Annotated in this window: 21 protein-coding genes and 5 pseudogenes; 15 read left to right on the forward strand and 11 right to left on the reverse strand. The window is 70.0% G+C overall.

Translation table 11 applies throughout. The features are described 5' to 3' along the window. Positions 1-4: 4 nt before the first annotated feature. Positions 5-1786, forward strand: coding sequence for a PucR family transcriptional regulator (locus tag ACFVTC_RS34100; RefSeq protein WP_390132336.1), 1782 nt, complete (start codon positions 5-7; stop codon positions 1784-1786). 233 nt (positions 1787-2019) lie between these two features. Here ACFVTC_RS34100 and ACFVTC_RS34105 read toward each other — a convergent pair. Further along, a pseudogene (locus tag ACFVTC_RS34105) lies at positions 2020-2996 on the reverse strand (LysR family transcriptional regulator). Between the two features lie 180 nt (positions 2997-3176). Between ACFVTC_RS34105 and ACFVTC_RS34110 the strand changes: the two are divergent. From ACFVTC_RS34110 to ACFVTC_RS34120, 3 genes are all read left to right on the forward strand, one after another. Then, positions 3177-4367 carry an MFS transporter gene (locus tag ACFVTC_RS34110; RefSeq protein WP_390132337.1) on the forward strand — a complete coding sequence of 397 codons (1191 nt, stop codon included), beginning with the start codon at positions 3177-3179 and terminating at the stop codon, positions 4365-4367. 103 nt (positions 4368-4470) lie between these two features. Continuing rightward, positions 4471-5316, forward strand: coding sequence for an aldo/keto reductase (locus ACFVTC_RS34115; protein WP_390132338.1), 846 nt, complete (start codon positions 4471-4473; stop codon positions 5314-5316). A gap of 13 nt (positions 5317-5329) precedes the next feature. Beyond that, positions 5330-5941 (forward strand): NADPH-dependent FMN reductase, encoded by a 612-nt coding sequence (locus ACFVTC_RS34120; RefSeq protein ID WP_390132339.1) that lies wholly within the window; start codon positions 5330-5332, stop codon positions 5939-5941. Between the two features lie 38 nt (positions 5942-5979). Here ACFVTC_RS34120 and ACFVTC_RS34125 read toward each other — a convergent pair whose 3' ends face one another. Continuing rightward, positions 5980-6999: an LLM class oxidoreductase gene (locus ACFVTC_RS34125; protein ID WP_390132340.1), complete on the reverse strand. Its 1020-nt coding sequence runs from the start codon at positions 6997-6999 to the stop codon at positions 5980-5982. A 63-nt stretch (positions 7000-7062) separates the two neighbouring features. Continuing rightward, positions 7063-7203 carry a hypothetical protein gene (locus ACFVTC_RS34130; protein ID WP_390132341.1) on the reverse strand — a complete coding sequence of 47 codons (141 nt, stop codon included), beginning with the start codon at positions 7201-7203 and terminating at the stop codon, positions 7063-7065. 798 nt (positions 7204-8001) lie between these two features. Between ACFVTC_RS34130 and ACFVTC_RS34135 the strand changes: the two genes are divergently transcribed. Then, complete coding sequence (locus ACFVTC_RS34135; protein ID WP_390132342.1) at positions 8002-8451, forward strand: DUF1931 family protein; 450 nt, start codon at positions 8002-8004, stop codon at positions 8449-8451. A gap of 173 nt (positions 8452-8624) precedes the next feature. Beyond that, on the forward strand, positions 8625-9188 hold the full coding sequence (locus ACFVTC_RS34140; RefSeq protein ID WP_390132343.1) for a type 1 glutamine amidotransferase domain-containing protein: 564 nt from the start codon (positions 8625-8627) through the stop codon (positions 9186-9188). Positions 9189-9507: 319 nt separating this feature from the next. Here ACFVTC_RS34140 and uvrA read toward each other — a convergent pair whose 3' ends face one another. Continuing rightward, positions 9508-11976 (reverse strand): excinuclease ABC subunit UvrA, encoded by a 2469-nt coding sequence (uvrA, locus tag ACFVTC_RS34145; RefSeq protein ID WP_390132344.1) that lies wholly within the window; start codon positions 11974-11976, stop codon positions 9508-9510. 346 nt (positions 11977-12322) lie between these two features. Next, positions 12323-12557: pseudogene (locus ACFVTC_RS34150) on the reverse strand (ArsR/SmtB family transcription factor); the annotation flags it as partial. Between the two features lie 60 nt (positions 12558-12617). Between ACFVTC_RS34150 and ACFVTC_RS34155 the strand changes: the two are divergent. The 4 genes and pseudogenes from ACFVTC_RS34155 to ACFVTC_RS34170 all read left to right on the forward strand — a co-directional run. Continuing rightward, positions 12618-12806 (forward strand): annotated as a pseudogene (locus ACFVTC_RS34155) (hypothetical protein); the annotation flags it as partial. A 226-nt stretch (positions 12807-13032) separates the two neighbouring features. Further along, complete coding sequence (locus ACFVTC_RS34160) at positions 13033-14148, forward strand: hypothetical protein (RefSeq protein ID WP_390132345.1); 1116 nt, start codon at positions 13033-13035, stop codon at positions 14146-14148. A 305-nt stretch (positions 14149-14453) separates the two neighbouring features. Further along, the gene (locus tag ACFVTC_RS34165; protein WP_390132346.1) at positions 14454-15629 is read left to right on the forward strand and encodes a glutathione-independent formaldehyde dehydrogenase; all 1176 of its coding nucleotides are present in this window, start codon (positions 14454-14456) and stop codon (positions 15627-15629) included. A gap of 321 nt (positions 15630-15950) precedes the next feature. Next, positions 15951-18128 (forward strand): FUSC family protein, encoded by a 2178-nt coding sequence (locus ACFVTC_RS34170; RefSeq protein ID WP_390132347.1) that lies wholly within the window; start codon positions 15951-15953, stop codon positions 18126-18128. A gap of 451 nt (positions 18129-18579) precedes the next feature. Here ACFVTC_RS34170 and ACFVTC_RS34175 read toward each other — a convergent pair. Then, positions 18580-18835: pseudogene (locus tag ACFVTC_RS34175) on the reverse strand (hypothetical protein); the annotation flags it as partial. A gap of 61 nt (positions 18836-18896) precedes the next feature. Further along, complete coding sequence (locus ACFVTC_RS34180; RefSeq protein ID WP_390132348.1) at positions 18897-19544, reverse strand: type III effector protein; 648 nt, start codon at positions 19542-19544, stop codon at positions 18897-18899. Positions 19545-19704: 160 nt separating this feature from the next. Between ACFVTC_RS34180 and ACFVTC_RS34185 the strand changes: the two genes are divergently transcribed. Then, entirely contained in the window at positions 19705-20136 is a 432-nt protein-coding gene (locus tag ACFVTC_RS34185; protein WP_390132349.1) for an Hsp20/alpha crystallin family protein, read from the forward strand. Positions 20137-20329: 193 nt separating this feature from the next. Then, positions 20330-20770 carry a DUF2267 domain-containing protein gene (locus ACFVTC_RS34190; protein WP_390132350.1) on the forward strand — a complete coding sequence of 147 codons (441 nt, stop codon included), beginning with the start codon at positions 20330-20332 and terminating at the stop codon, positions 20768-20770. Between the two features lie 310 nt (positions 20771-21080). On the opposite strand, the gene ACFVTC_RS34195 is transcribed toward ACFVTC_RS34190, so the two are convergent. Then, positions 21081-21257, reverse strand: coding sequence for a CsbD family protein (locus tag ACFVTC_RS34195; protein ID WP_266639986.1), 177 nt, complete (start codon positions 21255-21257; stop codon positions 21081-21083). A gap of 184 nt (positions 21258-21441) precedes the next feature. Between ACFVTC_RS34195 and ACFVTC_RS34200 the strand changes: the two genes are divergently transcribed. The 3 genes from ACFVTC_RS34200 to ACFVTC_RS34210 all read left to right on the forward strand — a co-directional run bounded on the left by ACFVTC_RS34200 (position 21442) and on the right by ACFVTC_RS34210 (position 22852). Beyond that, entirely contained in the window at positions 21442-21612 is a 171-nt protein-coding gene (locus ACFVTC_RS34200) for a hydrophobic protein (RefSeq protein WP_381931184.1), read from the forward strand. Between the two features lie 341 nt (positions 21613-21953). Further along, the gene (locus tag ACFVTC_RS34205) at positions 21954-22307 is read left to right on the forward strand and encodes a PRC-barrel domain-containing protein (RefSeq protein ID WP_390132351.1); all 354 of its coding nucleotides are present in this window, start codon (positions 21954-21956) and stop codon (positions 22305-22307) included. A 191-nt stretch (positions 22308-22498) separates the two neighbouring features. Then, positions 22499-22852 carry a hypothetical protein gene (locus tag ACFVTC_RS34210; RefSeq protein ID WP_390132352.1) on the forward strand — a complete coding sequence of 118 codons (354 nt, stop codon included), beginning with the start codon at positions 22499-22501 and terminating at the stop codon, positions 22850-22852. Between the two features lie 574 nt (positions 22853-23426). Here the strand turns inward: ACFVTC_RS34210 and ACFVTC_RS34215 are convergent. The 3 genes and pseudogenes from ACFVTC_RS34215 to ACFVTC_RS34225 all read right to left on the reverse strand — a co-directional run. Then, a pseudogene (locus ACFVTC_RS34215) lies at positions 23427-23624 on the reverse strand (serine/threonine-protein phosphatase); the annotation flags it as partial. A 132-nt stretch (positions 23625-23756) separates the two neighbouring features. Further along, positions 23757-24560, reverse strand: coding sequence for a hemolysin III family protein (locus tag ACFVTC_RS34220; RefSeq protein ID WP_390132353.1), 804 nt, complete (start codon positions 24558-24560; stop codon positions 23757-23759). 61 nt (positions 24561-24621) lie between these two features. Further along, positions 24622-24936, reverse strand: a 315-nt coding sequence (locus ACFVTC_RS34225; protein ID WP_390132354.1) for a MerR family transcriptional regulator, incomplete at its 5' end; no start/stop codon positions are given.

Below are 24936 nucleotides of genomic sequence, written 5' to 3' on the forward strand. Positions count from 1 at the left end.
ACCCATGGCCGGCAGCCGGACGCACAGCCCGTACTACCACTGCCCCGACCGGGCGGGCAGCCTTCGGCGGAGCAGCGCCCGGTGGCACTTCACGGTTGCCCGTGGACAGCCACACCCACCCGCTCGCGCCCCAGCCGACCATGACCCCGGCGACCTGATGGTGCTCTCCCGCGCCCTGTTCGACACCCCGGACGGAGACGAGATCCTGCGGCTGGCCATGGACCACATAGTCGCCGCAGGGCCATACCGCGCCGAGGCCGGATACCTCAAGGTGGGCGGCGACATGGTCCCCAGCCCGAGGAACGGGCAGAAGCATGCCTCGGCCGTGGGTCGGAGGGTGCGGCAGCTGGCCGGGCAGGACGGCCCTGTGACCGTACCCGGCAGCCTCTGGGGCCGGGCCCTGGGGCTGCGCGGACTTGAAGGACTCCACGGCTACCTCGTGGTGACTTCCCGCTCCCGGCCCACCGAGGCCGAACGATCCCTGCTCGCGACACTCGTCCGGCATACCGCTGCTGCACTGTCAGTCGCGTTCGCACACCGCCACCGACGCGAGGACGCGCTGGAACTGCAGCGACTGAGAGACGAACGCACAGCCCTCCAGGGGCAGCTGATCGGTGCCGTGGCCGAGCTGGGGTACCAGCGAGCCGTTCACGCGCTCATGGCCGACGTCGCCGCCTCGAGCTGCAGCGAGGAGGCCATCACCCGTGCACTGCACAGGCTCACGGGACTTCCCGCGCTGGTCGAGGACCGCTTTGGTCGGTTGAGGTCCTGGACCGGCCCCAGCCGCCCCGACCCCTATCCCGAACCGGACCCCGTGCGCCACGACGAAATGCTGCACGCCGTCGCCTGTCAAGCCGGGCCGGTGCGGATAAAGGACCGGCTGATCACCCTGATCCGCCCGCGCGGCGAGATCCTGGGCGTGCTGGCCCTCGTCGATGTCCAGGGCGAGGCCGACGAGCACACCCTGCTCGCGCTGGAACACGCCGCCGCGTCGCTCGCCCCGGAACTGACGCACCTGCGCGATCTGGCCGAAGTGGAGCTGAGGCTGCACCGCGAGCTCGTCGACGACCTCCTGGCAGGGACGGACGAGGCGAGCGCCTACGCCCGGTCCGAGGCAGTGGGACACGACCTGCACCGCAGCCATTACATCGTCGTGGTGCAGTGGCCGAACAGGACCGCGGACGATTCCTTCGCGCAGACCGTGGGGCGGGCGGCCGCTGCCGTGGGCATGCGCTCGCTGCTGACCCGACGTTCCGACCACGTGGTCCTGGTCGCCGACGACAGGCCGCATGCCCACGCGTTGTACGAGGCGCTCGCCCGGAAGACCGGGACACGGTCCGGGACGATCGGGGTGAGCGCCCCTTGCGACTCGCTGACCGACATCCCCCACCACTACCAGGAGGCGCAGCGGGCCCTGGAAGTGCGCCGCCACTCCCGCGAGCGCTACGGCACGACCTTCTTCGACGAGCTCGGCCTCTACCGCATCCTGGGACCTGGCAACGATTACCGGGAACTGGAGACGTACGTCCACGAGTGTCTCGGGCAGCTCATCGACTACGACTCCCGGCACCACACGGCCATGGTGGAAACCCTGTCCCGCTACTTCGACTGCGGCGGCAATTACGACGAAACCGCGGAATCCCTCGCGATCCACCGCAGCACACTGCGCTATCGACTCCAGCGCATCCGCGACATCAGCGGCAACGACCTCGCGAACGTCGAGGACCGGCTGAACCTCCAGGTGGCGACCCGAGTGTGGGAGATCGTGCTGGGCAGCCCCAGCTGATGCCCCACCAGAACTCTCGTGCGATCGGTGTCAGCAGCAGGTGGGCGGGCTGCGCTGCTACAGAGCTGCAGTGGGTGAGTGGCCCAGCCTTGAAGGGGCAGAGAAGGTGTCCGACGCCGCCCGTGGGCGACGGCAGCCTGAGCGTCAGCGGGTGCCGCGCCGGATACCGCGGCCGAGCGAGCGCAGGGAGCCGGACATCATCGCCCTGTGACGCCCGAGCCGCGGCTCGGGCGTCACAGGGCGATGATGTGGAGGTCGACCAGGTCGAGCAGCGCCCGCAGGGCCGAACTGGGCCGCCGGGTCGACGAGGTGCCGAGATGCATGCTCCAGCGGAGCATGGCGCCGTCGACCTCCAGGACGTGCAGGCCGGGGGTGCGGACAACGGCGACCGCGGGCAGGAAGGCGATGCCCAGACCGTGCCGGACCAGTGCCGCCCCCATGTCGATGTCGGGCACTTCCAGTGCAACCGGCGTACGATGCCCGCCACCGCGAAAGCCTGGTCGACCACCTCGCGGTTGCCGTAGCCCGGCGGGAAGTCCACGAAGGGCTCTCCCGCGAGGTCCGCGAGTGCCACGTCGCCCCGCTGCGCGAGCGGATGGGCGGCGCTCACCGCCAGGACGAGCGGCACCGTGGCCAGTTCCCGTGCGTCGATCCCGGCGGGTTTGTGCTCGGGCAGCGACAGGAAGGCCACGTCCAGGTCCCCGCCGAGCAGTGCGTGCGCCAGTCCCGCCGATCCGGACGTCGCCAGCCGCAGCCGGACGTCGATCGCCGGATGCCGTGCGTGCAACTGTCCGAGGAGCGCAGGCAGGTCCACCACCTCGACCGAGGCCATGGCGCCCACATTCACCGTGCCGCGCAACGTGTCCTGTGCGTCGCGCACGGCGTCCTGGGCCGCCTGAGCGGCGTGCAGGGTGGCCCGAGCCTGTGGCAGCAGCGCTGCGCCCGCTCCGGTGAGCCGGACCTGCTGCGACGTGCGTTCGAACAGCGCGGAGCCGAGCTCGCGCTCCAGGGAGCGGATCGCGGCGGACACCCCGGACTGCACCACGTGCAGCCGTCGGGCGGCACGCGTGAAACTCAGCTCCTCGGCGACCCCGATGAAATGCTCCAGCTGACGTAGCTCCACACGAGAAGTATCACTCGCATTGCTTGAGCCCAGCAAAAACATTCGTTGGCACTGATCCTGGCTGGTGAGGAGGATGGAAGCTGTCATTCCACTTCCGTCCGAGGAGGGGTACCCCTGCCCGCCGTTCCGACGCCGCTGAGCCGTCCCACAGCCGACGCTCCCGACGACCCGACCCGTTCGATCCCAGGACCCGCTCCCGCCGACCTGCCGCCCCGCGCCCCCGCCCGGCGCCGTGCCTCGCACACGACCGGCTTTTGGTTCGTGGCGGTGGCCTTCGCCGTGCTAATGGCCTTCGGTACCGCGCCGACCCCGCTGTGGCCGCTGTACGAGGCCCGGGACCACTTCGGCGCGACCACGGTCACGGTGGCGTACGCGTCGATGGTCGTGGGCGCAGCGGTCGCCTTCCTCGGACTGGGGCACCTGTCGGACCGGCTCGGCCGACGGCGCGTCATCGTCCCGGCGTTGCTGGTCGGCATCGTCGCGTCGGTTGTACTGATCGCCTGGCGGGACCTGCCGGGGCTGATCGCGGGCAGGATACTGAACGGTGTCGGACTGGGGCTGATGGCCTCGACCGCGACGACGTACCTGCACGATCTCCACCACGCGGCCCGTCCGGAACGGACGGGTTCGGTGCTGCCCGGGATCGTGGCCACCGCCGCCAACCTCGGCGGCCTGGCCTCAGGGCCCCTGGTCGCCGGAGCCGCCGCCGAGTGGCTTCCCGCTCCCCTGATCACCGCCCAGGCGATCTTCACGCTCGCCATGGCAGTGTGCTTGGCGCTGGTGCTGTCCACCCCCGAGACCGTGGACCTGGAACTGCCCGCGGCCGAACCGCCCAGCAGGTTCGTCCTGCGCCCCGGTGGCGGGCGGACGTTCGGCGCGGCCGGCGCGCTGGGCGCCTTCGCCTTCGCGATCCTCGGCCTGATCTCCTCCCTCGGGGCGAGCGTGCTTCATGGCACCCTGCACACCGACTCGCACCTCGTGGTCGGCTTGGCGGCCTTCCTCATGTTCGGTTCGGCGGCGGCCGCCCAGTTGGTGCTGGGCCGCCGCCCACTGCCCCGGGTCCTGACCGTGGGGGCAGTGGTATTCCCGGTCGGCCTGGTCCTGTGCGCCGTCGCCCTCTACCACCCGGCGCTCTGGCTCTACCTGGTCGCCGTGTCCCTGTCTGGAGCCGGCTCCGGGCTGCTGTTCAAGGGAGGCGTCGAACGTGCCGTTTCAGTGGCCCAGCCCGCCTCACGCGCGGGGGTCCTCGCCGTGTTCTTCGTCGTCGCGTACCTGGGAATGGGCCTGCCCTCCGTCCTGTTCAGCATCGCCCTGCGGCATTTCGCCGTGCAGACCGCGATGATCGGCTTCGCGGCGGTTCTCTCCTGTGGCGCTGTTGTGTCGGTCGCCGCCGCCGCGTTGCGCGACCGCGCACCCGGTCCGGGCACGCTGTCGGCGCAGTCCGCTCGCTCCTCCTGACCTCCCTGCGGCGCATGCGACACCGGTTGTCCGGGAGGCGCGGAACCTGGGTACTCGTTATGGGCGCGCGTGACACGGATCCGCGGCAGACGGGAGGCTCGAGATGTCTGCGGAGTTGGCCAGAACGATCGCGCTCCCCTCCGGTGAGGAGATCGCGGCGCTCGGGCAGGGCACCTGGTACCTGGGGGAGGATCCCGCCCGGCGTGAACAGGAGATCGCCGCGCTGCGGCTGGGCGTGGACCTGGGCATGACCGTCGTCGACACGGCGGAGATGTACGGCGGCGGCGCAGCCGAAGACCTCGTCGGGGAGGCCCTGCGGGGACGCCGGGAGGAGGTCTTCCTCGTCAGCAAGGTGCTGCCCGGCCACGCCGACCGGAAGGGCACCGTCGCTGCCTGCGAGGCAAGTCTGCGGCGGCTCCGGGCGGAACGGCTGGACCTCTACCTGCTGCACTGGCGAGGACGGTGGCCGCTCGAGGAGACCCTTGCTGGATTCTCCGACCTGATGGAGGCGGGGAAGATCCGTTACTGGGGTGTGAGCAATCTGGACGTCGCCGACATGGTCGAGCTGACCACCCTCCCCGGCGGCGACGCGGGGGCCGTCGACCAGGTGCTGTACAACCTCTCCCGGCGCGGCGTCGAGTGGGATCTGCTCCCTTGGTGCCGCGAGGCCGGAGTGTCAGTCATGGCCTACTCCCCGATCGAGCAGGGGCGGCTGCTGCAGGCCGAGGCTCTGGGTGCCGTGGCTCGGGCCCTCGGAGCCACGCCGGCCCAGGTGGCACTCGCCTGGGTGCTGGCACAGGGGGCGGCCGTGATCCCGCGTTCCGGATCACCCGACCACGTTCGGGAGAACCGCGGCGCGGTGGACCTCCACCTCCCCACCGAGGCACTCGACGCCCTCGACAAGGCGTTCCCGCCGCCCAGCGGGCCCACGCCCCTGGAGATACTCTGAAGGAGTGGACAGGATGGCGCGCCCCCCGCTCGTCGTCGGAATGGGGGGGTCGCTGCGCACCCCGTCGACCAGCCTCACCGCGCTGTGTGTGGCGGTCGAGGGGGCGGCCGAGGCGGGCGCCGAAACCCAGGTGATCGACCTCAAGCGGCTGGATCTTCCGTTCTACACCTCCGAGCAAGGGATCCCACCGTCCGCTCGCCGGTTTGCGGACACCGTGCAGGCCGCCGACGCCCTGCTGTGGAGCAGCCCGACATACCACGGGTCGGTCAGCGGCGCGTTCAAGAACGCGGTGGACTGGCTCGCTCTCCTGGCCGACCGCGAACCGCCCTACCTGAGCAACACACCCGTGGGGATGCTGGCGACCGCCGGTGGAGTGCAGGGCCTGCAGGCGATCAATGCGATGGAGTTCATCGTTCGGTCGCTGCGCGGCTGGGCGGTGCCGCTGGTGTTCGCGGTCCCGCGGTCCTCCCGGGTCTTCGATGGCGACGGACGCCTCACCGACCAGGCGGTCGCGGACCAGTTGCGCGGCCTCGGCGCGGAGGTGACCAGGGCCGCCCTGCAGTTTCAGGCGCAGGGCACGTGTGACTACGCCCAGGAGCGGCCGTCCGGGGCCGGCCTGGAGTGAACCGGCCCTGCCACAGGGGCGCCGGAGGTCGCACTCCGTCAGGGCCCGGTCCGTCCCGCGGACCGCAGGGGCTCGCCGCGCGCCCGGGAGCGCCCGGGCGGGAAGTGCGGCAGCACGTGCTCGGCCAGTTCGTCAATCACTTCGGCGACCGGACGGCGGCTGTGCTTGAAGTTGATCATCAGCTGGTCGATGCCGATGTCCTGCCAGGCCCGCATCATCGCGAGGAACGACACCCGGCCCACCGAGAAGCCCTGGTGGATGCGCCGGGGCAGGGCCAGCGGGTCCTCGACCAGGTCCAGATAGGTGGCCTGGGCGTACGGCTTGAACCCACCGCCGTCGCTGCGGGTCAGCTCCCGCCACCGCTCGATGTTCTCGGCCTGCTGCTGGAGCGGCGGGGTGTAGTAAAGCCAGCCGTCCGTATTGCCGGCGATCCACCGGACGTCCTGCCTGCCGTGTCCCGTCATCAGTACGGGGATCCGCCGGTACACCGGCTTGGGCAGCAGATCGGTGCCGCGCATCTGGCCGAGCGGCGACTCCACCTGCGGGAAACGATGCTCGAGGACGACACGGAAGTACTCCAGCGACTGCCGGAACCTCTCGGCCCGGCCGCCCAGGTCCTGACCGAAGGCCGGAAACTCCACGGGCCGGTCGCCGGTGGCCACCCCGAGCAGGAGCCGTCCGCCTGACAGCTGGTCCACCGAGGCGGCGGCCTTGGCGGTGTGCAATGGATGCCGCAGCGGCATGACGATGCTGGCGGTCCCCAGGGTGATCGAGGTGGTGCGGGCGGTGAGCTGTCCCAGGTACACCCATGGGTCGAAGACCTGCCCGGCATCCCCGAAGCTCGGGTCCAGCAGCGGCACGTCACGGACCCACACCGAGGCGAAGCCGGCCCGCTCGGCCTGCTGGATCCGCTCGATGTGCCCGGCCAGGGACGGCACGGGCCCGTCGAAACCCTCCAGGGGCGTGATGGCGCCCACGGTCATCCTGCCGCCGGGATACGCCCTGGCCATGGCCGCGTGCTCGGAGAACGGCCGCTGCGCCCCGCCTTCGACGTCCACGGGTGCGCCGCCTGAGGGAACTGGCGATTGTTTCATGTGATCCTCCGGCGATTTCATGCCGAGTCAGGGGTGCATCGGACGCGCGCCGGGGTTGCGGAACCGAAGGTCCTTGCGCATCCCCTCACTCCTGTCCGCCTGCTCGCCCAGGCCCTCGGACTCGTCGAGTCCGGAGGGCTGGGCCTCCGGAGTGGGAGAGACCAGCAATTCCTTGAGTGGCTCGGGCGGTTCGGACGTGAGGTCGTCCGCCTCACGCCGGGTGAGCCGCTCGGCCAGGGTTACAAGGACGCGCCGCCTCGGAAGAGGCCACTTCCATGCTCCGGATGTGGGCCGCACTCTGCCTGCTCCCGGCGGGCGGAAATGCGGCTGGCTCCATAGACCTCCGAGCACAGGCGCAGACGGCCTCCGCCACGGCAAAGGGGACACCTGCGCCGGATGGGCCTCAGGGCACCATGCCTGTGGGCGCGTTCGCTTTCCCGCCGTCGCCTTTCCAGTCGGACCGCTCGGCGTCCGAGAGCGTTCGACGGCGGCGAGCTGTCGCGACGTCCACCTGCCATGCTGCCAGGTCGTTGGACCGTGGGGCACGGCCGGCGCGCCTCTCACCCGGCTCCACGAGATGAGCGTGACCTGGTCAGGGGCGACACTGGTCGCCGCGTTTTCTCCGCGGCCCCGGAGCCCCTGTGCGACGCTCGGAGGGTGATGGTCGGGTGGGTGGCTGATCCGATGGGTTGCCGGCTTGTTGAGGGGCGGGCGGGTGATGCCCATCGTCAGCGGCTCTCAGGCGCTGCAGCGCCGGGCAGCTTCTTGTGGAGGGACGCAGTATGGCCGGCCGGATGCCCACGCATTTCACGCTGCTCTGCCAGGGCAGGAGGGGGTGTTCTTTTTCGGCCTGGGGTGCGGAGGCGCTCGGCAGGCGGGCTCTGCGAATCTCGACCAGTGACAGCCGATGGGCGACGCCGACGGGAGCGAAGGACGCCGTCCGTTCCCGGTGAGGAGGCGAGAGGCATGACTGTGATGGGTGTGTCGAAGTTCGAGAGGTTCTTTCGCGCCGCCGCAGGCCTCGACGTGGACAAGAACGACCTGAAACGGTATGGCGACTTCGTCGACGCGAAGCTCTACGACCTCTTGGTAGTCGGCCAGGCGTCGGCCAAGGCCAACGGCAGGGATACCGTCGTACCGTGGGACCTACCGATCACCAAGGGCCTCCAGGAGAGCGTCCACCGGTTCCGGCGGCTCGACGAGGAGGTCGAGCTCAAGCCGATCCTGGAACAGCTCGCCGCGCACCCTCCCCTCGACAGGGCACCCACCCAGGAGACCGAAGAGCGCTACCCCGAGATCATCGGCGGTCTCAGCGTCGCCCTCGCCGAGACGTTCAAAATCATGTATCCGGATCTCAAGAACCCGCAGACCAGCCACTGGGAGGGCGTGACCGCAGTGTTCGACCGGCTGCTGTAGCGGTCGCGCCCCATTGCATGTCGCCGGACCCGTCTCGGGCCGGGAAGGGCGAGCCGCCCCGGATCGTCTCCAACGAACTCGTCCTCACCCGGACGGCGGGGATGCGGACAGGCCCTGCGAGTCTCCCGACCGCTCGCGGCCTACAACCAGCGTCTCATCAAGGGAGCCATACCATGACACAGGAACTCCGGGGGATGAGTGTGGGAATTCTGGCCACCGACGGCGTCGAGCGCGTGGAACTCGACCAGCCGCGCGGTGCGCTGCAGGGCGCAGGGGCGAAGACCGAGATCGTCTCGCTCCACCCCGGCGAGATCCAGGCCCGCCAGTTCGACCTCGACGCGGCCGGAACCTTCCCCGTGGACCGCCTGGTCGCCGATGCCTCAGTCGGCGACTACCACGCGCTGCTCCTGCCTGGCGGCACCATGAACCCCGACCAGCTGCGCATGGACCGCGACGCGGTGCAGTTCGTCAAGGACTTCATGGCCAGCGGGAAACCGGTCGCATCGATCTGCCACGGCCCGTGGACCCTGGCCGAAGCCGACACCGTGCGCGGCCGCCGCCTGACGTCCTGGCCCAGCATCCGCACCGACCTGCGAAACGCCGGAGCGGAGGTCGTCGACCAGGAGGTAGTCGTCGACGGGCAGTTGGTCACCAGCCGCAGCCCGGCCGACCTGCCCGCCTTCTGCGCCGCCGTCGTGGAACAGTTCGCCCGGGCGCACCACCCCGTCCCCGGCTGACCCCGCGGTCTGGTCGCAGACGGTGAGAGCCCGTGGTGCACGGTGGAGGCGAGGTGGGCCCGCCCTCTCCCCACCCCACGGGCCGGCCAGCCCGGGCGGTCGCCTCCCTACGACCGCCGTCCGTACATCGCGCAGCCATCGATTGCCGGCACACCCAAGTGATCGTCAAGATGCGCCACGTCGCCGGACTCATCGCGGAACGGGCCCGGACGGGACAGCTCGCGAGCGATATCCGCCACAGGCTGAACGCAGCATGGCGACGCGCGTGACCGTGCGCCCTGAACGCGGCTGACTGGTGCCCGGTCCCTGGGGCCGCCCGTCAGGAGCGCGCGAGCCGGGCCGCGAGATAGGGCGCGGTGGCGCTGCGGCGGGCCTTCGCGACCTTGGCCGGCGGGCCCGCCGCAACCACGTGCCCGCCCGCGTCGCCGCCGCCCGGCCCGAGGTCGATGACCCAGTCGGCGGTGGCGATCGTGTCCAGGTCGTGCTCGACGAGGACGACCGTGTTGCCTGCGTCGACGAGCCGGTGCAGTTGTCGCAGGAGCAGGGCGATGTCCGAGGGGTGCAGCCCCGCCGTGGGCTCGTCGAGCAGGTAGAGCGCGTGCCCGCGGCCGGCTCGCTGGAGTTCGGTGGCCAGTTTGATGCGTTGCGCCTCACCGCCGCTGAGTTCCGTCGCGGGCTGGCCCAGCCGCAGGTATCCCAGTCCCACCTCGCGTAAGGTTTCCAGACTGCGGGAGGCGGCCGGGACGGCGGACAGGAACTTGGCGGCGGCGTCGACGGAAAGCTCCAGCACGTCCGCGATGTTCTTGCCGCGGTAGGTGACTTCCAGCGTTTCGGCGTTGTACCGGGCACCCTGGCAGGTCGGGCACGGCGCGTAGGTGCCGGGCAGGAACAGCAGTTCCACCGCGACGAATCCTTCGCCCTGGCAGGTCTCGCACCGCCCTTCGGGCACGTTGAAGGAGAACCGCCCGGCCGAGTAGCCGCGCGCTTTGGCCTCGTCCGTCGCCGCGTACAGCTTGCGCACGGCGTCGAACATCCCCGTGTACGTGGCCAGGTTGGACCGGGGAGTTCGGCCGATGGGCCGTTGGTCGACCCGGACCAGCCGGTCGAACGACTCGACCCCCGACGCGTCCTGGACGTCGACCTCGAGCTGCGCCTCGTCGGGCTCCTCGGGTACGAGTCCGAGGTGGCCGCGGACGACTTCAGCGAGCACCTGCGTCACCAGCGTCGACTTTCCGGAACCGGACACGCCCGTCACCGCCGTCAGTACGCAGAGCGGTACGTCGACGGACACGTGGTGCAGATTGTGGCGGGAGACGCCGCTCAGGTGCAGCCAGCCGTGCGGTGTGCGCGGGCGGTGATCGAGCGGCTGGGCGCGCCCGAACAGGTACTGGCTCGTGGCCGACTCCTCGACCCGCTCAAGACCGGCGACCGGGCCGCTGTACAGCACACGTCCGCCGCCCTCACCCGCGCCGGGGCCGATGTCGACCACCCAGTCCGCCCGTCGCACGACGTCCATGTCGTGCTCCACGACGAACAGCGAGTTGCCCGCCGCCTTGAGGCGGTCCAGCACGTCAAGCAGCGGTTTTGCGTCAGCCGGGTGCAGGCCCGCGGAGGGTTCGTCGAGGACGTAGACGACGCCGAACAACCCCGAGCGCAGCTGGGTGGCGATCCGCAGGCGCTGCGCCTCGCCGGGCGACAGGGTCGTCGAGCGGCGCCCGAGGCTGAGATAGCCGAGACCCAGGTCGAGCAGGACGTCTACCCGCGCGACCAGATCGCCGCAGATCCGGACTGCGGCCTCGGTCGTCTCCCCGGACCGGGCGGTCGACGTGGTGGCATCGGCCGCTGACCGCCCCGCGACAGGCCGCAGCAGTGCCACGACCTCGGTGAGCGGCATCGCGTTGATCTCGGCGATGGAACGTCCAGCGAAGGTCACGGCGAGCGGTTCGGGCCGCAGTCCGCTGCCGTGACACTCGGGGCAGGGCACACTCCTGACGAACCGGAGCGCCCGTTCGCGCATCTTCTCGCTCTTGGAGTCGGTGAGGACGTGCATGACGTGCTTGCGGGCGCTCCAGAACTTGCCCTGGTAGCCGTAGTCGACGCGGTCCTCCTCCGGCTCGATGTACACGGAGGGCTGCTCGTCCGTGTACAGCAGCCAGTCCCTGTCCTTCTTCCTGAGCCTGCGCCACGGTCGGTCGATATCGATCCCCAGACCGTTCACGACACTGCGCAGGTTGGCGCCCTGCCAGGCGCCCGGCCAGGCGGCGATCGCCCCCTCGCGGATGCTCAGCGAGGGGTCCGGGACGAGCAGGTCCTCGGCGACGTCGTGCACGACGCCCAGTCCGTGGCACTCGGGGCAGGCGCCGGCCGATGTGTTGGGTGAGAACGCCTCGGCCTCGAGCCGGGTGGCCCGGGGCGGATAGGTGCCGGCGCGGGAGTACAGCATGCGCAGCAGATTGGACAGCGTGGTGAGGGTGCCGACCGTCGAGCGTGAGCTGGGCGACCCGCGTCGCTGTTGCAGGGCCACGGCCGGTGGCAGTCCGGTGATTTCCTGCACGTGCGGTGCCCCGACCTGTTGCAGCAGCCTTCGGGCATACGGTGCTACGGACTCGAAGTAGCGCCGCTGGGCCTCCGCGTAGAGCGTGCCGAACGCGAGCGAGGACTTGCCCGAACCGGAGACGCCGGTGAAGGCGACCATCGCGTCCCGCGGAACGTCGACATCGATGTTCCGCAGGTTGTTCTCACTGGCGCCCCGGACATGCACGAAGGGGTCGGTCGCGTCCTTGTCCACCGTTCCTGATTACCTGATCGCGCCGGGAACCGCGCGCCAGACGCCGTCACCGGGCCCCGCTCACGCCAAGCATCCGGAGAATCCCGGTTCGGCTGCGCCCAGGGGGACATTCGAGGGTGCTTCACCTGTGCCCCTCGGCCTCACCCTTTGCCTATGAGGACGATTGTTCGGCTGAAGCTTCTGGAGCCCCCGCCGCGAGGTGACCGCTTCGCGCCCAGTCTCGATCGGCCCCGGCTGGATTCCCCGAACCAGTTAGGGTTAGGGCCTTCGCCTGACCGCTGCCGGTGCCTTTCGGCGAACGTGGAGGTTCGCCTCCCGGTGGCGCATTCGTCCCGGCGGCTCAGCCTCAGGTCACGAGCATGGATCCCATGGCGCCCGTGCCCCAGGGCTCGACCCGGTAGTAGACCTGCGTGCCGCGCCGCTCGGAGGTGAGCTAGCCGGGCCTCCTCGAGCTTCTTCGGATAGTGAGACGGTCGACTGCGAGACGCCCACAGCGGAGATGTCGCACACGCATGCCTCGCCGCCCTGGTGCGGGGTCATCGCCGAGAACAGGCGCGCAGCCGGACCGGATCGGCGGCAGCGCCTTGATGTTCGACTCCTGTCTATGTCGACACATGGCGAACCAGGGCGTCCGACCCGCGCTGGAGACCACGCTTCCCGGGGTCTTCGCCGCCGACGACGTCAGGAGCTGCCCGGTCAAACGGGGGGCCTCGGCAGGCAGTGCGGGTGCCATGGCGATCCGCCTCGTGCACGAGCACCGGGAAAGCGCGGTGATCGACAGCAGGCTGAACACTGTGTTGCGGAGCGCCCCACGTAGAGGTGACCGGTGAGGTCGTTGCTGACGAGACCGAACGCCGCGGTGTCGAACACGTCGACGTTTCGTTCGGACGCAACCGTGGCTCGGTGGTGGAGCGGGCCCTGCACGGGGGGGCGAGGAGATCTGACCTTACCGCCTGCGCCTGCTGGCAGGGGCCAGCGTGTCACGCGGCTTCGACGTTACCGCGGGGGCATCCTGTGGGCACGGGCCATCGCGGTGGCAGCCGACGAGAAGGAGTCATGCGGGTGTCGTCCCAGGACGTTACGGTCGTGGCTCTCCTGGCGGATCCGGACGCGCCCACGGAGATCGCACAGCGTATGGCCCGGATACTTCCCACTCGGCTCGCCGACAAGTCGGGCCAGGGGCATCGGTTCGACGTCGAGGTGGTCAGTGAGCCCTTCACCGCGGGGACCGAGGACCTGCCCACCTTGATGCGCCGGATTAAGGAGCGCGGACGTGCGGAGAGTTGGGACATCGTCGTGGCCCTCACCGACCTTCCGTTGGACTCCCACGGGCACAGGCTCGTCGTGGAACTGAGTCATGAGCACGGCTTGGCGTTGCTGTCTCTTCCCTCTCTGGGGGGCTTGCGGCTGCAGACGAGGGCCCGGCGGGCCGTGGAAGAAGCCGTGCTTGGCCTGGCGGGCTGGCAGGCATCTGGGGCCGAAGGACCTCCGCAGTCGCTTTCGGGGCCCTTAGCCGGCCGTCTCACACCCATTCATCCTGGCCCGGTCGAGGAGGAGGAGACTGCTGATCTTCGGTATGTCGTCAGCGGGCTGCGCGGTTCCCTGTGGGTACTCGTCGGTATGGTCCGTGCCAACCGGCCGTGGCGGTTGGTGCCGGGTCTGTCGAAAGCCCTGGCCGCCGCACTCGCCACAGGGGCAGTCGCCACCGTGAACTCCACCATCTGGAACCTGGCCGAGTCCCTGAGCACGCCGCGCCTCGTGATCGCCACGGTCGGGTCCGTCGCGCTCATGATCGGCTGGCTGATCGTCGACGCGCAGCTGTGGCATCGATCAGCAGAGGTCTCGCGGGAGGCGCGGCACAGGGCGACGCTCTACAACGCCTCGACGGTCGTGACCGTGGGTATCGGGGTGGTCGTCTGTTACGTGGGTTTGATCGTCATCAATCTGGTGTGGGCCCTGTTCATCCTCAATGGCCAAGTTTTCGCTTCCACGACACGAACTCCGCTTCACGCAACGGAATATTTGACTCTGTCCTGGTTCGTCGCTTCGGTCGCCACGGTGGGCGGCGCGCTGGGAACGGGCTTGGAGAGCGACGAGGCGATCCGGGCAGCCGCCTACTCCAAGCGGGAACAGGAACGCCGCCACATGCTCCAGGACGACCAGGGTGACTAGCTGGTGACCTGAGCCGGAGATGCTGCGCTGACCAGTGGTTGTCCGGGTCCGGGGATCCCGTTGATCGATCGTGCGCGTTTGTTTTGCGGCGGGGGCCGACGGAGACTGGTCTGTAGGCCGCCGAGCGCCGACGCCTCACAGGCTGGCCGGCGGCACCATCGTTCCACCTGAACTGGGTGAGCTGCCCACAGGCGCACACCGGAGTAAGGCCCCATTCGTACCCGAATCGCCGGGTGTCAGGCTTCGGCGCCGTCTCCATCCCCCTGCCGCGCTGCGGTCATGCCGGGGCGCCGAAGGAAGTCATCATGAAAGCAGCGGTATACGAAGGCCCGCGAACGGTCACCGTGCAGGACGTACCGGACGCGAAGATCGAACACCCCTGCGACATCATCGTCAAGATCACCACTACCAATATCTGCGGTTCGGACCTGCACATGTACGAGGGCCGCACCTCGTTCGAGACTGGCCGCACCCTGGGACACGAGAACCTGGGGCAGGTTGTTGAGGTCGGCTCGGCTGTCCGCAAGGTCCAGGTCGGCCAGTATGTGGTGTTGCCCTTCAACATCGCCTGCGGCTTCTGCAAGCAGTGCGAGCGGGGCCTGACCAATTACTGTCTGACCATGCAGCCGCAACCGGCCCTCGCCGGAGCCGCCTACGGATTCGCCGACATGGGCCCCTACCAGGGCGGCCAGGCGGAACTGCTGCGCGTACCCTACGGCGACTTCAACGCGCTGCGTCTGGGCGAGGACGCCGCCGACCGGCAGACCGACTACGTGATGCTCGCCGACATCTTCCCCACCGGCTATCACGCCACCGAGATGGCCCACGTCAAACCGGGGGACCAGACGATCGTCTTCGGGGCCGGCCCCGTCGGGCTGATGGCGGCCTACTCCGCCCTCCTCAAGGGCGCCGGCCGCGTCTGGGTGGCCGACCACCAACCCGACCGACTGCGCAAGGCGGAGGAGATCGGGGCCATCCCGATCAACACCGCCGAGCAGAACCCGGCGGAGGTCGTCAAGGAGGCCACCCTCGGTCTGGGCGCCGACAACGGCTGTGAGTGCGTCGGCTACCAGGCACACGACCCCGAGGGACACGAGGACGCCAGTCTCACGCTCAACGGACTGATCGACTCGGTCAGGTTCACCGGCGACATCGGTGTGGTGGGCGTGTTCCTGCCCCAGGACCCCGGCGGCGCGGAGGCCCAGGGGGAGCTGGAGGCGCAGGGCAAGGTCCCGATCGACTTCGGCATGATGTGGTTCAAGGGCCAGCACATGGGCACCGGGCAGGCGCCGGTGAAGAGGTACAACCGGGCGCTGCGGGACCTTATCGCCGGAGAGAAGGCGAAGCCGAGCTTCGTCGTCTCCCACGAACTCAGCCTGGACGAGGCCCCCACCGCCTACGAGCATTTCGACGCCCGTGACGAGGGCTGGACCAAGGTGGTCCTGCATCCGAACGGACACGGGAACGGCCACAAGCGGTAGGCGACCGGAGGCCGCCGCACCACCTGTCCCCCCGGACCTCGGGAGGAAACCGGCGGGACGGCGATCTGCGCGTCCTCCGGCCGGGGTCAGGGCCAATGGCCCGCGCTCCGGTCGGACCTGATCCAATGGCGATTGCCCGCGCTCCGGTCCGGTAGGACGGACGGCGGACGCTCAGTAGTGTCCGCAGTGGCTGTACCCCGTCCAGCGCCTGCGGCCTCCGGCCTGTTCGCGGGGCGTGTGGGAGGCTTCCTTGCCCGACGGCTGCCGCACCTCAACCCAGCCAATGCGACCCGGCAGGGTGTTCCGGCTAGGCTCACACCCGTGACGTGGCTGCGGGCCTTCGGGGAGGTCGTGCGATCCGGGCTCACGATCGAGGAGACGCGGCTGGAGCCCCTGCTAGCGCTGCGCACGGCCGCTGGGGTGGCGATCGTCGTCGGGCCGGCGCTGTGGCTGGTCTCCCCTGCGTATGCCGCATCCGCCGCCCTCGGTGCCTACTCCGCGGGTGGGGCCACATTCCAGCGCACCTGGCGTCCACGCAAGGTGATCGCGCTCGGCGCGGGCGCGGGTCTGGCGCTCAGCACCTTCGTGGGCTACCTGGCGGCGTGGCGACTCGTGACGTTCCTTCCACTGCTGGCCGTATGGGCCTTTGTCGCGGGGATGGCCTGGGCTGTCGGATCCACCGCCGGGATCGTCGCAGCGACGACGGTCGGCAGCATGCTGGTGACCATCACCCTGCCCTCGAGCGTCGAGCAAGCACTGGAGCACGCCGGGGTCATCGCGCTCGGGGGCGTGACGCAGGCCGTGCTGATCCTGCTCTTCCCGATCCGGCGTTGGGGAGCGCATCGTGACGCGCTCGCCGACGCCCTGGCCGCCGTGGCGGACTACGCCCGCCGGCTGCGGCACGACCCGACCGCCCCTTTCGACCCGGAGCCGTTGATGACGGCCCGGGACGCGGCCGCCGTGACACCGTCACAGGCCCGCACCCGTCCCCCCGTCCTCCACGGCCCCCGGGGACTCGCCGAGCGCATCCGGCCGGTCGTCGCCGCGCTCGCCGACCCGGACGTCGGCGCCCCGGCGGAGGGACCCGGGCGGGACCGCGCTCGGGAGTTGCTCGACGCGGCCGCCGACGTCCTGGACGCGGCCGCCCGTTCGATCCGCCGCGGCACTCCAGCCGAAGTGCGGCCCGGGAGCACGGACGTCCTGCGCGTCGACGAGGAGCACGAGGTACTGGAGGGCCCTGCGAGGCGGGCCGCCGAGAGGCTCGTGGAACTGCTCGGCGAGGCGTTGGAGATCGCGCGAAGCGGCGGCGCACGCGGGAGAACGCCCATGCCGCCCGCCCCCGCCGGCGCCCAGTTCCTGGTGCGCCCGACAATGCTCCGGCTGGTTCCGCTCGTCGTCGGGGCGGCCCGCCGTGAGCTCCGCCGGGACTCGCCCGTGCTCCGGCACGCCGTCCGCCTGGCGGCAGTGGCCACGCTCGGCTATCTGATCGCCGCCCGGCTGCCCCTGGGCCACGGCTACTGGGCGCCCATCGCCTCGGTGATGGTGATGCGGCCGGACTTCCACCGGACGTACGCGCGTGCGGTGGCCCGTCTCGCCGGGACCCTGGCGGGGGTCGCGCTCGCCACCGGCATGGTGCGGGCCCTGGGCCCGGACGCCCATGTGTTCGGAGCCCTGGCGGTGGTCTCGGCGGGCCTGTCGTACATGCTGAACCGTACCGGCTACGCCTACTCCCAGTGCTTCACCGCCGCGTACGTCGTCTTCCTGCTCGGCATGGGCGGACAGGCATGGGAGCAGACGGTCCCGGAGCGGGTGGTACTCACCCTGCTCGGCGGGGCCCTGGCCATGCTGGCCTATTCGGTGTTCCCCGCATGGGAGACACCCCGGCTGGCGGCCCGGCTTGCTGACTGGCTCGCCGCCAACGGCCGATACGCGGCCGCGGTGCTCCGCAGCTACGCCGAACCGAACCGGGAGCATCAGGCCGACATGCGCAGGGCACTGCTGGCGAGCAGGGAGGCACGGGCCGACTGGCAGGAGGCATACGACCGGGCAAGGCAGGAACCGGTCCACCCAAGGGGCCTGACGTCGCGCGAAGTGGAGGAGGCGCAGGAGGCACTCAAGGGGTTCGGCCGGGCGGCGATGCTCATGGAGAGCCACGTCCCGCGAGCCGACGGCCGCTTCGTCCCCGAGGCGGAGCGGTTCGCTGACGCCCTGGAGGCGGACACCGAGCAGGCGGCAGTCGACGTGCGCGAGCACAGGAATCCGGACTGGGGGCGCGTGGAGGAGGCGCTCCACGCGTGGGAGGGCGCCGCCGCCGGGGACCGGAGTCCGGTGGTGCGGCGCGCGGCGGAACTGCAGAAGCGGGCATTGGAGGACTTCGCGACGGCCGTGAGCCGCACACCCCTGGAACGGGACGTCGGCTCTGCTCGCGAGGAACAGCGGGTGCGGGCGGCCGTGTCGGCGGAAGGTGACGGATCAGGACCCGCTCACCTGGGTGGGTGACGGCTCCGGCGACGGGGAGCGCCGCGCCTCCTGGACCGGGATAGTGCGCAGGGACCGTGATTCGTGGATCGCGCGAGTGGTGTCGTTGGACCAGATGCGTTTCCTGTCGATTTGACCTTCACTGAACTCGCCCTGCGGTGGGAGATGGACGGCCGTCTCGTACCGGGCCGGCCGCATGAGGAGGGGCGATCCTTTTCGCGCGGTCATCCCTGGCATGGTCGCTGACCGCGTGGTGCAGGCGCCGCGTCCTGGGCTGCCGCCGGCCCGGCAGCGTCACGTCCGCACCCGCCCCGCACCCCTGCGCCCCAGCGGCGCGGAGGCGCAGGGGCAGCACGAGACCCTGGTTCAGGTACACCAGGGCCTCGATCGACGGCCAGGAGGGGGAACCTGTGTCTGCGGCCCCGGCACCAGTGGCACGAGTCCCGTGGAGTCTTTGCAACCCGTGTACGCGTCACTGTGACGGAGGCGCCCGGCGCCGGGTGGACACAGTGCGCTCAGACGGTGGGGTGAGTTCGGTGCGGCCGAACAGCAGCGCGAACCCGGAAGGAAGCCAGCGCAGGATGCGGGTGAGGAGGTGGGGGCCGGCCAGGGGCGGCGACGGCAGCGAAGACGGCTCCGGTGTCCCAGCGGCCGGTGGCCAGGGAGGCTCCGGCGCGTGCGGCGAGGTCCGTGACGAAGGCCCAGCCGGTCAGGGGCTGGGTTGTCGGGGAGCTGAGCGCCGCTGAGTCGAACGTGCGCGCCGTCCGCCCTGTCGGTTCCTGCACGTTGTCACGCTCCGCTGGAGGAGCGCTGGCGGTGTTCGCTCTCGCGCATCTCGTGGGTGTGACGGCCGATGCCGGTGACGCGGTCCGCGAGGTCTGGATGAGCGGTGCGCAGGTGAGGGCCCGCCTCGGCCAGGGGGCCCAGCAGGCGGGCCGGGTCACTGCCGCCGAGCGCGGCATGGAGGGCTGTGAGCGTGTCCGTCGCGGCGGCGGGAAGGTCCGGCAGGGCGGTGATGGCCCCGGCGAGCTGGCGCAGCGCCGCGGCGTGGTCCTGGGCCCAGGATGCTACGGAGCGGTCCGCGGCGCGTGTGTCGCGGGTGGCCTGCACTCGCTGTTCTTTGGTGTGGCCGGCTTCTCCGGGACGCACGCGTAGGTAGCGGCGCTCGGCGGCTTGGCGGCTGGAGACGCCGAGGGGGTGGGCCAGGTCGGCCCAGCTCGCGCCGGCTTGGCGGGCCGTCTCGATCAGTGCGGGCTCCCAGCCGGCCAATTGTTCCCGCACTTCGCGTAGGAGCAGCAGTGCCGCTATCACCTGTTCGGCGTCGCCTCCGGAAGCGTCGTCGGCGGTTCGTGCCGTCCGCATGGCCTGGGCGATGGCCTCGAGCGCGGTAGCCGTCGCCGCGAAGGAGGCCGGTACCGGGATCTCATTGTCGCTCATTGCCGCCTCGTCTTCGCCGGTCCGTGTCGGCCACATCCTGGGCACGTCGTCCATTAGATGACTTATGACTTGTCGTCGCTTGGATGACATGCTACAACGGTGTCAGGTGAAGCGCAGCGCATTGGCAGCAACTGCCTGAACTCATCCGGAGGTGTTTACCGTGTTGATGCGCACCGACCCGTTCCGTGAACTCGACCGGATTGCCCAGCATCTGATGGGGCCGGGAACGTGGTCCCGTCCCTCGGCGATGCCGATGGACGCCTACCGGGACGGCGACCAGTACGTCATCGCCTTCGACCTGCCGGGCATCGACCCCGACGCGCTCGACATCGACGTCGAGCGGAACATGCTCACCGTGCGGGCGGAGCGACGCCCCCTGGCAAGGTCCGAAAGCGCCCAGACGGAACTGTCTGAACGGCCCCTGGGCGTCTTCTCCCGCCAGGTCGTCCTCGCGGACACGCTCGACACCGAGCGCATCGCCGCGGACTACGAGGCCGGCGTCCTGACCCTCCGCATCCCGATCGCCGAGCGGGCCAGACCGCGCAAAATCAGCGTCCGCGCCACCGGCGCACGCACGGAACTCGACCGCTGATCAGCCAGCCCGCACGCCCGTCCGCGACCGCGGCGCAGGGCGGTTCACCCTCGCTCCCGCCCTGCGCCCCGACGGAGCAGGTCTCGTTTCACGCCAAGTGCCGATGCACCCGCGGAACACGGTTCACGTCGTTCGCTCGGGGCACTCGGTACTCGCAGGAAATCAGTCCACGCAAGGAAAGTCGTCGCGTCTCATGACCATTCTTTCTCCCCCCACGCCCCTCGCCCCGACGGCTGCCGCCACCTTCGACCAGATGCTGGAAAAGGTGCGCTACGAAGGTGCCTACCCCACCCGGCAACAGGCAGAAGTTGTCGTGCGCCGCGTCCTCGAGGCCCTGGGCCGTCAGCTGACAGGCGACGAACGCGTGGAGCTCGCCGCCCGCCTCCCCCACGAAGCAGCCGCCTTTCTCGCCTCCCAAATCCCCACCACCAGGCCACTAACCGGCTGGGGCTTCGTAAAGGACCTCGCCGAACAAACCGGCGGGACACCGGCCACGACCCGCTGGGACACCGGAGTCGTCCTCGGCACCGTCGCCCGCCTCGCCGGGGACGACCTGACCACCCGGATCATCGGACAACTGCCCGACGGCTACGCCCTGCTGTTCGGACGAGCCCAACTCGTCCGAGCCGCCTGACCGGCGGGCCAGACGCCAACAACGTCTCGGGCAGGAGAGCACACACCGGCGCAGTGACCGTGGTGCCCGCCCCGCCGACCTTGGCGGCGGGCACCACGAACGCCGGCCAACACGCCGTACGCGGCGCTCCCCCGACCCCTCAGCCTCATCGCCGTGCAAGGCTCAGCAGTCCTTCCGCCGGATTGAAGCGCACGCTCCGCAAGAGGGTGCGGCAACTCCGTTCATCTGCCGGCGGACGCGCTACGGGCGCGGGCCGCACTGATCCCGGCCGCCCGCGGGCGGCCGGGATCAGAATCAGAAGCGGTACGGCCTACTTGGGTTTGATCGCGTCCTTGGCCTTCTCCTTGGCCGCGCGCAGGTCACCCTTGGACTCCTCGGCCTTCCCCTTGGCCTTCAGGGACTCGTTACCGACCGCACCGCCGACGACCTTCTTCACCTTGCCCTTGGCCTGCTCACCCTTGGCCTGAGCCTTCTCGTCCGCAGCCACAACCACTCACCCCTGCCTCACTCGGAAACTCAAGTACGCCCTCCGTGTAACCCCCGGGCACCACTCTCAAACCGGAAGGGCTGCTGCACAGGCTTCCCGCAACCACGGGCGTTATAAAAAATACATAAGATCCGCAGGGAAAGATCAATCCGCAGGGCACCCGACGGTCCGGAGGTTGATAAATATGGTTCCCGTTCTGCTCGTTCTTCTACTCGCTCTGCTCCTCTTCGGTGCCGGTTTCGCACTCAAGGCCTTGTGGTGGATCGCCGTCATCGTACTGATCGTGTGGGTCCTTGGATTCGTGATCCGCCCGACGGCGAGCGGCGGCAAGCGCGGCCGCTGGTACCGCTGGTAAGCGGTCCTGAACAGCGCCTTAACAGGGGTGAGCCCCGACGCCAAGAAACAAGTTAGCGTCGGGGCCCACCCCTGGCTGCATCTCCGCGCCACCGCGGTGAGAAAACGGTCATCCTCTTGATTCGGGGTATCGGGAGGTCATGGCCGGAGGTGGCCGTGACGCCAGGAAGCAAAGCCTCCAGCGGCACCTCCGGCCATCGCACCCTTTTCGCAATGCGAGTGTGTGGGCTCCGAATACCGGGGCACGCGACTTTCCGAGGGAGGTCACAGCATTCGATGACGCCCTCAAAAACACCGCAGTCCGGCTGCGGTCAGTAATGAATCTGAAGGGAGCCGTTCTTCATGAGTGACAGCATCTGGGGCTACCAGCCGACCACCGGCCACACCGCGGGCACCGACCTGACCGGCTACAAGGTCGAGGCCACCGACGGCAGCATCGGTAAGGTCGACAAGCACTCGGACGACGTCGACTCCTCCTACCTCGTCGTCGACACCGGGGTATGGATCTTCGGCAAGCACGTCCTGCTGCCCGCCGGCACCGTGAAGACGGTCGACCAGGCCGAACAGAAGATCTACGTCGCCCTCACCAAGGACCAGATCAAGGACTCCCCCGAGTTCGACAGGGACAAGCACATCGGTGACGCCGGCTACCACGAGCAGGTCGGCGGCTACTACCAGACCCACCGGGGCATCTGACCTCACACACCAGCCCAGAAGCGGGGCCGGCCGGAGACGCTCCGGCGGGCCCCGCTTCTTGCCGCCCGGACCAGGCCGCTGGGCGCACGACAGGGGCCCGCACTCGCCGGTACACCCCCACCACGCCCGCGCCCTGACCATCCTCACCCTCGCCTCCGCCGCCTTCGCTAACCGCAGCCCTCGCCGACCACATGTCACGAACGCTGCCGTACGCCGTTCCCACCCTGCTCCTGGCCGCGACCACCATCCCCGCCCACGCCTTCGGCGCTCAAAGAACCATGGCCAGCCGCGCCGCCGTCCCCCAGCTGCCGGATGCGACCGCGCTCGACGGCGAGCTCGTCGTCTGGGAGCAGGACCGGCTGGCCTTCAAGCGACTGCAGAACCGGCTCCACCGCCTGGCGCTGCGGCCGCCCGGGCCGCCGGAGAGTGGGCTGCGCACCTCGTCGCGTTCGGCCTGCTCAGGCTGTCTGGAACCGACACCACCGGCTGGCCCTATCGGCGCCGCCGCGCCGCACTCGAGTCCATGTTCGCCACCCGGCGGCTAACCGCGCCGTGGACACTGTCCCCGTCGTCCAGCACCCCAGACACCGTGACCGAAGCGATCGTCGGCGCAATCACGGCTCGCCGACCGTTCCCCGCACCCTGCTGCTCGGCAGTTGCGACGACCAAGAGTGCCTGCAATACATCGGCCGCACCACCACCCTCCCCCAGACCGTCGGCGCCTCGGTCTCCGGGCTCCTCACAGGGGCGCGGCGCGGGCATCCGTGGACGGGGGGGGTCGTTCTCCGTCGGATGGGGAAGCCTCGAGATGCTTGAGGTCACGCTGGTAAAACCCGAACTGGTGGTGGAAGTCGGAGCGGACGTCGCCCGCAACACCGGCGGCCGTGACGCCACCCCCGCCCGCTGGCTCCGACCCCGCACCAACCCCTCCCCCGCCGACGTCTCCCACACCACGGCAGACCTCGCGACCGATACGCAAGCAGCCCCGGCCGGTGTCGCTCACGGCCGGGGCTGTCGATGTGCATGGTCGTGAAGGACGGTCGCCTACGGTGCGAGAGGCTCCATCAGGCTTCAGCCCAACAGCTCCTGCGGGCGGTCGCCCGGAACACCCGCCCGGACTCATCGCCCGGGAGTGGTGCGTCCCGTCCGCGCAGGGGCGGAGGCGTCGGTGAGGTCCGCACCGGTGTCGGCGTCTCGCTCGGAGTGAGCCACGCCGTGCCAGTCCAGGCACATGACGGTCGCGTCGTCCTGCAGGTGACCGTGGCCGGCGTCGACGATCGCCGCGATAAGGGTCCTGGCGGCCTCGCGGGGATGCAGGTGTAGCGGACAGATCACACTGCACCACGGGATCCGACACCCGTTGTCCCGCCGCGCCCGGCAGCTACTCCCTGGCCGCGTGCGGGCACGGGCCGCCCGTGCGTTCTGTGCTTCGGCGTGCCCCGCAGGCCGTCAGGTGGCTGCCAGGAAGATGGCGGTGTACTGCGCGGTGAAGGCGGCGATGGTCAGGGCGTGGAAAACCTCATGGAAGCCGAACCAGGCCGGTGACGGGTTGGGGCGCTTGAGCCCGTAGACGACGGCGCCCGCCGTGTAGAGGAGACCACCTGCGGTGACGAGCATGACGACCGCGGTGCCACCGGTACGCGCGAATTCGGGCAGGTTGAAGACGGCCACCCAGCCGAGCGCGATGTAGCACGGGGTGTACAGCCAGCGCGGAGCGCCGATCCACAGGATGCGGAAGGCGACCCCTGCCAGGGCGCCCGCCCACACCAGGGCCAACAGCACCCACTGCCGGTCCTGGGGGAGCAGCAGTACCGCCAGCGGGGTGTAGGTGCCGGCGATGATCAGGAAGATGTTGGCGTGGTCCAGCCGCCTCAGGACTGCCTCCCCGCGCGGGCCCCACGTTCCGCGGTGATAAACGGCGCTGGTACCGAACAGCAGGCAGGCGGAGAGCGCGTACACCGAGCACGCCGCCACCGCCGCCGCCGAGTGCGAGACGACGATCAGGACGATGCCGCCAGCCAGCGCGAGGGGGAACACGCCAGCGTGCAGCCAGCCACGCAGCCTCGGCTTCAGCGCAGCCGCCGCGCGCTCCGCCCCACCCCCCGCCCCGTCGGCCGCCTGCCCGGCGGCGAGCCGGCCGGTTTCGCCGGAGGGTGCATCAACCGCCTGGGTGCGCAGGACGCTGGGCGTGGTGCCGCGGCCGGGCTGGGGCTGCCGTCGGTGGGCCGGCGGCTGCGAATCTTCGGCGATCATGTGCTCGTATTCTTGGAAGCGGCGGAAGAGCATCACCTGGCGCGTTGCTGCTGACTGCGGGTCAAGTGGCGGTCCTGCGCCTGGCTGCGGTCTGCTGGTATTCGGTGTTGATGCGCTGGGCTTCTTCGAGTTGATCCTCGAGGATGATGATGCGGCAGGCGGCCTCGATGGGGGTTCCCTGGTCGACGAGTTCGCGGGCGCGGGCTGCGATGCGCAGTTGGTAGCGGGAGTAGCGGCGGTGGCCGCCCGCGGAGCGCAGCGGGGTGATCAGGCGGGCTTCGCCGATGGCACGCAGGAAGCCCTGGGTGGTGCCGAGCATCTCGGCTGCCCGGCCCATCGTGTAGGCGGGGTAGTCGTCGTCGTCGAGACGTCCGAA

The sequence above is a fragment of the Streptomyces sp. NPDC057950 genome (assembly GCF_042887295.1).
Lineage (GTDB): Bacteria > Actinomycetota > Actinomycetes > Streptomycetales > Streptomycetaceae > Streptomyces > Streptomyces kaempferi.

What these genes read in the sequence shown, in the direction of transcription:
- ACFVTC_RS34205 (WP_390132351.1), top strand. Translation starts at nt 21,954, where the DNA reads ATGAGTGACAGCATCTGGGGCTACCAGCCGACCACCGGCCACACCGCG.
- ACFVTC_RS34115 (WP_390132338.1), top strand. Translation starts at nt 4,471, where the DNA reads ATGTCTGCGGAGTTGGCCAGAACGATCGCGCTCCCCTCCGGTGAGGAG.
- ACFVTC_RS34165 (WP_390132346.1), top strand. Translation starts at nt 14,454, where the DNA reads ATGAAAGCAGCGGTATACGAAGGCCCGCGAACGGTCACCGTGCAGGAC.
- ACFVTC_RS34220 (WP_390132353.1), bottom strand. Translation starts at nt 24,560, where the DNA reads ATGATCGCCGAAGATTCGCAGCCGCCGGCCCACCGACGGCAGCCCCAG.
- ACFVTC_RS34190 (WP_390132350.1), top strand. Translation starts at nt 20,330, where the DNA reads ATGACCATTCTTTCTCCCCCCACGCCCCTCGCCCCGACGGCTGCCGCC.
- ACFVTC_RS34100 (WP_390132336.1), top strand. Translation starts at nt 5, where the DNA reads ATGGCCGGCAGCCGGACGCACAGCCCGTACTACCACTGCCCCGACCGG.
- ACFVTC_RS34180 (WP_390132348.1), bottom strand. Translation starts at nt 19,544, where the DNA reads ATGAGCGACAATGAGATCCCGGTACCGGCCTCCTTCGCGGCGACGGCT.
- ACFVTC_RS34120 (WP_390132339.1), top strand. Translation starts at nt 5,330, where the DNA reads ATGGCGCGCCCCCCGCTCGTCGTCGGAATGGGGGGGTCGCTGCGCACC.
- ACFVTC_RS34200 (WP_381931184.1), top strand. Translation starts at nt 21,442, where the DNA reads ATGGTTCCCGTTCTGCTCGTTCTTCTACTCGCTCTGCTCCTCTTCGGT.
- ACFVTC_RS34140 (WP_390132343.1), top strand. Translation starts at nt 8,625, where the DNA reads ATGACACAGGAACTCCGGGGGATGAGTGTGGGAATTCTGGCCACCGAC.
- ACFVTC_RS34160 (WP_390132345.1), top strand. Translation starts at nt 13,033, where the DNA reads ATGCGGGTGTCGTCCCAGGACGTTACGGTCGTGGCTCTCCTGGCGGAT.
- ACFVTC_RS34210 (WP_390132352.1), top strand. Translation starts at nt 22,499, where the DNA reads ATGTCACGAACGCTGCCGTACGCCGTTCCCACCCTGCTCCTGGCCGCG.
- ACFVTC_RS34135 (WP_390132342.1), top strand. Translation starts at nt 8,002, where the DNA reads ATGACTGTGATGGGTGTGTCGAAGTTCGAGAGGTTCTTTCGCGCCGCC.